Below are 3,355 nucleotides of genomic sequence, written 5' to 3'. Positions count from 1 at the left end.
GCCGGGAGGGCGGGCTTCGACGGCGGAGATCAGGCGCGCGGCGGCGACGACTTGGGCGCGAGCCTCAGCAGCGCGACGGGTGCCGCATGGAAGCGGAACACCGCCAGCGCAGGGCTGGAGCGCGTGGAGACCGCGGCCATGACGGGCGCGGATCCGGCCGGAGGCGGAGCCTCACGGCGGAAGAAGGCGTGGTGACAGTGGGCCTCCGCGCCGTGGGGCGCGGCCTTCGACACCGGCGCTCTCGCCACGCGCGCATCGTCGAAGGAGAGCTCCTCCTCCAACGGCCCGGCGTGCGAGGCCTCGCTCACGTGCATCACGTCCCCGTGCTCCAGGCACGTGGTGTGCTGCACGAGCGCGAAGTGGAGCACGCTGCCCACGTACACCAGCACGCACACGAGCACCCACGGCAGCGCCAGGAGGCGCGGCAGGGAGCGGGGCGTACTGGGGTGGCTTCGGAGGCGGCTCACGTCCACTCGGTCTCGTAAAGCAACTGAGTTGTTTTAAGCGACCTCGCCGCCCCGGTGCAAGCCGGGAGGGAGAGGACCCGGGCCGCAGGGCGAGGTGGCGGGCCCGGGGAACACCGACGCGGGTCGCGGGTTGTGGACCCACGAGCCCCTGGGGTCGTAGGTTCCGCGCGTGCACGAGCTCATGGATGTCCTGCGCAGGCAGGCACACTATTTCGGACCGGAGCTGGCGAAGACCGCCTACCAGCGCGGCCTCGCGGTGACGAAGCCGGATGGCAGCACCCAGCCCATCCCCATCACCGCCACGCCGGTCATCCTGGACGCGGAGGAGATCAAGCGCCGCGCGCTGCTGTCCGCGAAGCTGGCCTCCGCCACGATGAAGATGGCGCGCGCCATGCTGGGCGGCCCGGACGCGGAAGTCCTGCTGGGCGCGCTGTCGCCGCTGGAGCGACGTCTGGCGCAGGCCACCTGGGAGGCGAGCCGCAAGCTCGTCACCACGCGCGTGGACTACTTCGTGTCCGGAGGCCGGCCCTGGGCGCTGGAGGTGAACGCCACCATCCCGGCCATGCAGGGCTATTCGGACATCGCGGCGCGCACCTTCATCGAGGTCGTGGCGCGGCACGTGCGCTACCCGGAGAAGGCGCTCGCGTCGCTGCTCACGCTCAACGGCAACAACGCGCTGGCGCTCTACCGCGCGCTGCTGGACGGCTACGCGGCCGAGCGCGACGGGAAGATGCCGGACACGGTGGCGCTCCTGTGCCGCAAGAACGACGCGCAGGTGACGGAGCTGCGCTGGCTGTGCGAGCGCTTCCGCGAGTTCGGCGCGGACGCGGACATCGTGCACCCGGAGGACGTGTCCGGGGACGACGCCTTCACGGTGAACGGCAAGAAGTACGACCTGGTCTACCGCCACCTCTTCGTGCGCCGGCTGGAGCAGAACCCCGCGCCGTGGGTGGAGGACTTCCTGGGCGTCGTTCCCGGGAAGAAGGCCGTGTTCCTCAACCCGCCCGCCTCGCAGGTGGAGGTGAAGACGACGTTCGCGCTCTTGTCGCAGGCGGTGACGGACGCGGCGCTCGCGCGGACCGCGGGCCTCACGCCCGAGGAGCTGGAGGCGGTGCGCGCCGCGGTGCCGTGGACGCGCCCCTTCCGCCACGGGCCCGGCGTGGGCCCCGACGGCGCGCCGGTGGACGACATCGTGGCGCGCGTGGCCGAGGAGCCCGCGCGCTTCGTGCTCAAGCGCGCGTGGGACTACGGCGGCAAGGCCGTCTTCCTGGGCCGCTCCGTGGGCACCGTGCCCTATGAAGAGCGCGTCAAGGGCGCCTTCGGCGAGTCCAAGACGTGGGCCGAGCTGTGCGAGCGCGCCGCCACGGATCCCCAGGGCGGCGGCTACGTGGTGCAGGAGGTGGTGGACACGCAGCCGGAGGAGCACCTGCTGTGCGGGACGAACCAGGTGCTGCCCACGTCGTTCTTCGTGGACTACTCGGCGTATGCCTCCGTGGGGCTCGCGAAGCAGCCCGCGTGGGGCGGGGTGTGCCGTGGGTCCATGTCGGAGATCGTCAACATCGTGGGCGGCGGTGGTGTGCTGCCGCTCATCACGACGGAAGTCGCTTCGAAGCTTTTGCTGGCCTGGAAGGCCCTTTAAGGCGTCCTCCAGGGGTCCTCGTTAGAAAGAGGCCGGGGCGCGGTAGCCCTGGCCCGAAAGGAAACGGAACACATGGCGTGGGAATCTTCAGGTGGCTGGCAGGGCGGGCAGGCGGCCGAGGTCGATGACGTCCTGGTGCAGGAGTCGCAGCGCGCGTTCATGTCGCGCGTGCACGGCTGGATGTTCGCGGGCCTGGCGCTCACCGGCGTGATGGCCATGGTGACGCTGGCCAACGAGGCGCTGCTGCGCGTGGCGGTGCAGAACCGGATGGCCCTGTTCCTGGTGGAGCTGGGCGTGGTGTTCGGGCTTTCCATCCTGGCGCCCCGGCTGTCCGGCCCGGTGGCCGCGGCGATGTTCCTGGGCTACGCGGCGCTGACGGGCGTGACGCTGTCGGTGATCTTCCTCATCTACACCGCGGGCTCCATCGCCCAGGTGTTCTTCATCACGTCAGCGACCTACGGCGCGATGGCCGTCTACGGCACCGTCACGAAGAAGGACCTGCGCAGCTGGGGCACGTTCCTCTTCATGGGCCTCGTCGGCATCCTCATCGCGGGCGTGGTGAACTTCTTCGTCCAGAGCAGCGCCGTGTCCTTCGTGGCCGCGTGCGCGGGCGTGCTCGTGTTCGCGGGCCTCACCGCCTACGACGTGCAGAAGCTGCGCGAGTACCACGCGGGGACGGGCTTCAACAGCGCGGCCACGGTCAGCATCGTGGGCGCGCTCACCCTCTACCTGGACTTCATCAACCTGTTCCTGTCGCTGCTGCGCCTGCTGGGCAAGCGCCGCTAGTCCACACGTCCAGGTCCGGTTCCCCAAAGGCGGGGCGCGAGGCGGGAAACCGCCTTCAGCGCTCCGCCTTCTTGTTGAAGGGCATCAAGAGCCGCTCCACGGGGCGGCCCTGCACCAGGTGCTCCTCCACGATGGTGGGCACGTCCTCCACCTTCACGCCGCCGTACCAGGTGCCTTCCGGGTAGACGACCACGGAGACGCCGAACGCGCACGTGTCCACGCAGCCCGCCGCGTTGGCGCGCATGCTGCGCTTGAGCCCGCGCTTGTCGAGCTCCTCCTTGAAGGCGGCCCGCACCTCCTCCCCACCCTTGGTGGCGCAGCACCCCTTGGGGTGTCCATCCGGGCGGCGGTTGGTGCAGACGAAGACGTGGCGTTCGAAGGGAGGCGGCATGGTTCGCCTCCTAACGCGGCCGAGCGTCGAAATCGATGCCGCCGTTCAGCAGGCGACCGTCCAGGCCCGCCC

The 3,355-nt window shown here is 70.4% G+C and carries 4 protein-coding genes; 2 read left to right on the top strand and 2 right to left on the bottom strand.

Annotation, left to right across the window (positions count from 1 at the left end; genetic code table 11):
* Positions 1–29: 29 nt before the first annotated feature.
* On the bottom strand, positions 30–467 hold the full coding sequence (locus D7W79_RS40445) for a hypothetical protein (protein ID WP_167497800.1): 438 nt from the start codon (positions 465–467) through the stop codon (positions 30–32).
* A 181-nt stretch (positions 468–648) separates the two neighbouring features.
* On the opposite strand from D7W79_RS40445, the gene D7W79_RS40440 reads away from it, so the two are divergent.
* Together D7W79_RS40440 and D7W79_RS40435 are read left to right on the top strand one after the other, a co-directional pair.
* Complete coding sequence (locus tag D7W79_RS40440; RefSeq protein WP_439099276.1) at positions 649–2,106, top strand: hypothetical protein; 1,458 nt, start codon at positions 649–651, stop codon at positions 2,104–2,106.
* Between the two features lie 72 nt (positions 2,107–2,178).
* Positions 2,179–2,892: a Bax inhibitor-1/YccA family protein gene (locus D7W79_RS40435; protein ID WP_120530530.1), complete on the top strand. Its 714-nt coding sequence runs from the start codon at positions 2,179–2,181 to the stop codon at positions 2,890–2,892.
* Positions 2,893–2,947: 55 nt separating this feature from the next.
* On the opposite strand, the gene D7W79_RS40430 is transcribed toward D7W79_RS40435, so the two are convergent.
* Entirely contained in the window at positions 2,948–3,283 is a 336-nt protein-coding gene (locus tag D7W79_RS40430; protein WP_120530529.1) for a (2Fe-2S) ferredoxin domain-containing protein, read from the bottom strand.
* Between the last annotated feature and the right edge of the window lie 72 nt (positions 3,284–3,355).

The organism is Corallococcus exercitus (assembly GCF_003611585.1).
GTDB lineage: Bacteria > Myxococcota > Myxococcia > Myxococcales > Myxococcaceae > Corallococcus > Corallococcus exercitus.
This window is presented reverse-complemented; position numbering and strand designations above follow the sequence as displayed.